We start from the raw sequence: 3,268 nt of genomic DNA, 5'->3' as shown, positions 1-3,268 counted from the left end.
CGACGGCTTCGTCGCCGCTATCGAGGATCTCTACCCGGTCGCCGCCGAACGCCGGGCGGACGGCACGGTGATCCTGTCGGGCTCGTCCACGCAAAAATAATCAGCCCACCGACTTAGGGTCGCCCGGCCGTCACAGCGTCTCTTCCCCGGCCCGCGCCCTCGCGGGTAACCAGAGGGGGACATGATGTACAGAGGATTGGGTTCAACGGCGCTTTCGGCGCTGATGCTGGCTTCGGCCTCGCCGGTCATGGCGCAGGTCGCCGAACCGCTGCGGCGCTATGAGATTCCGGCCGGACCGCTCGACGCGGCGCTGACCGCCTTCGCACGCCAGAGCGGCGTCCAGATCCTCTACCCCGCCGCCCTGGTCGCCGGTCGGCGGTCGCCCGGGCTGACCGGCGAGCACGCCCCGGACGGCGCCCTCGCGGCCCTGTTGCGCGAGACCGGTCTCGCCCACCGGCGCTCTCGCCCGAACGTCTTCGTCCTCTATGACCCGGCCGCCCGTGCGGCGATCCCGGAGGAGCCGGCCGAGCTGGACGACGTCGTGGTCACGGGCAGCCTGATCCGCGGCGTGGCCGACGGACCTTCGCCCGTGGTGATGATCAGCCGGGACGACATCGATCGGGCCGGCCACGCCACCGTCGCCCAGGCCCTTGCCGCCCTGCCGCAGAATTTCGGGGGCACGGCCAATGAAGGCGCGCTGCAGAACGGCGCGGATCGCACCGCGACCAACGGCAGCTTCGCCTCCGGCGTCAATCTGCGCGGTCTCGGCAGCGACGCCACCCTGGTGCTGATCAACGGCCGGCGCATGGCCGGAACCGGCGCCATGGGGGATTTCGCCGACGTCTCCACCATTTCCACGAGCGCCATCGCCCGCATCGACGTCCTGCTCGACGGCGCCTCGGCCCTCTACGGCGCCGACGCGGTCGGCGGCGTCGTCAACATCATCCTGCGCGACGACTACGACGGGGCGGAAACCCGTCTGCGGGTCGGCGGAACCGCCGACGGGGCCAGCGACGAACTGCAGCTGGGTCAGACCCTCGGCCGGCGCTGGTCCTCCGGCAGTCTGATGGGGACCTATGAATATTACGACCGCGGCGCCTTGCCGGTCTCGGCCCGGCGGCTTGCGGGCGACGCGGACCTGCGCTGGCGCGGCGGATCGGACCGGCGGCTCAACTACGCCGCGCCAGGCAATCTGGTGGTCTTCGACCCGGTCGCGGGCGGCTATGTCTCGACCCACGCCATTCCGCCCGGCCAGGACGGGACCGATCTGGAGCCCGGCGACTTCCTCCCCGGCCAGACCAATCTCAGCAACCAAAGACGCGGCATGAACGTCCTGCCGCACCAGACGCGCCACAGCCTGTTCACGGCGCTGCGTCAGGAGCTTGGAGCGCGCATCGAGGTCAGCGCCGACGCGCGCTACGGCCAGCGTCGCTACGAGACCGTCTCGGCGCCGACGGCGACCCTGCTCACCGTCAACACCGGCAATCCGTGGTTCGTCTCGCCGACCGGGGCCGCCTCCCACACCATCGCCTATTCGTTCGAAAACGACCTGCCCAATCCCGGCATCCGCGGCGAGGCCGAAAGCTTCGGCGCCTCCGTCGGCGCCCGGATCGACCTGTCGGGCGACTGGACCCTGGACGCCTATGTCGCCCATGCCTCCGAACGGACCGACAACGAGACCTTCGGCGCCCTGAACTCGACCTTCCTGCGCGAGGCCCTGGGCGCGATCGCCGACAATCCCGCGACGCCCTACAGCGCCGCGCGCGACGGCTTCTTCAACCCGTTCGGCGGCGGCGGCGTCAGCTCGCCCGCGGCTCTGGCCTTCATCAGTTCCGGCTGGACGCACAGCCAGGCAGAGACCGGCGTCAGCTCGGCCAATCTGCAGCTCGACGGACCGGTGTTCGCCCTGCCCGGCGGCGATGTCCGCCTCGCCGCCGGGCTCGCCTTTCGCGAGGAGACCTTCTGGCGGCGCAATGACAGCTTCAGCAGCGGCCTGACGCCGACGACGGGGGTGGCGACCGACACCAGCCGCCAGGTCTCGGCCGTCTTCGGCGAACTGCGCGTGCCGCTGTTCGGCCGCGACAACCGCCGTCCCGGCTTCGAACGGCTCGAACTGTCGCTGGCGGCCCGGTTCGAAAATTATGAGGACATCGGCGAGACCACCAGTCCGAAGATCGGACTCGTCTGGGAGCCCACGACGGAACTCGTCGTGCGGGGCAACTACGGCGCCTCCTTCCGCGCTCCGGCGCTGCGCGAGCTGAACGACGCCGCGCGACAGAGCCCGACCTTCCTTCCGCGCGGCGCCCAGCAGGTCCTTTCGATGATCCTGTACGGCGGCAATCCCGACCTCAAGCCGGAAGAGGCCGACACCTGGACGGTGGGCGCCGACTATGCGCCACAGACCCTTCCCGGGCTCAAGCTCGGCTTCAACTGGTTTCGCACCAAGTTCGACAACCGGATCGGCCAGCCGACCTTCGAGAACATCCTGACGGCCCTGTCCGATCCCGCCCTGTCGGCCTTTGTCCGCATCGTCGATCCGCTCAACAACGCGGATGACCGGGCCGCCGTCCAGGCCATCCTCGACCTGCCGACCACCAATTCGCGCGACGCGTTTCCGGCCACGTCATACGGGGCGATCGTCGACGCCCGCTACGTCAACGCCGCCCGCGTCGAGGTGGAGGGGATCGACGCCAACGCCCGCTACGCCTTCGATCTCGGTCCCGACGCCTTCGACCTCGGACTGACGCTGTCTTATCTTGGCCGGTTCGACAGCTGGACGACCCCGGACGCCTCGCCCCAGTCGCTGCGCGACCGCCCCAACTATCCGGTCGGTCTGCGGGGCCGGGGCTCACTGGGCTGGGCGCGAGGCCCCTGGAGCGCTTCGGCCTCGCTGCAGTATGTCGATTCCTATCGCGACCTCGCCGGGTCGCGGATCGGCTCATGGACCACGGCCGACGTCCAGATCCGCTATGCGCCGGAGACCGGCCCCTTCCAGGGGTCTGCCGTCGCCCTGACGGTGCAGAACCTGTTCGATCGCGATCCGCCCTTCTACGACGCGCCCGAAGGCATCGGTTACGACGCGGCCAACACCAGCGTCATCGGCCGGTTCATCGCCTTGCAGCTGACCCGGACCTGGTGATGCGTCCGGTCTGTCTGCTGCTGGCCGCCGTCCTCGGGACGGCGGCCAGCCCGGCCGTGGGCGAGACGCCGCGGCCGGTCACCATCGGGGCCGTGCTGGGTCAGGAAAGTCTCGGCCAGGTCCGGATCA

At 70.0% G+C, this 3,268-nt stretch carries 1 protein-coding gene; it reads left to right on the top strand.

Annotation, left to right across the window (positions count from 1 at the left end):
• The first annotated feature begins 223 nt into the window (after positions 1–223).
• Positions 224–3,139, top strand: coding sequence for a TonB-dependent receptor (locus tag RDU12_RS05495; protein ID WP_308684229.1), 2,916 nt, complete (start codon positions 224–226; stop codon positions 3,137–3,139).
• Positions 3,140–3,268 lie beyond the last annotated feature (129 nt).

It is taken from the genome of Brevundimonas sp. (assembly GCF_031082345.1).
Lineage (GTDB): Bacteria > Pseudomonadota > Alphaproteobacteria > Caulobacterales > Caulobacteraceae > Brevundimonas.
Note: the sequence above shows the minus strand (reverse complement) of the source record. Positions and strands in the feature narration are given on the sequence as shown.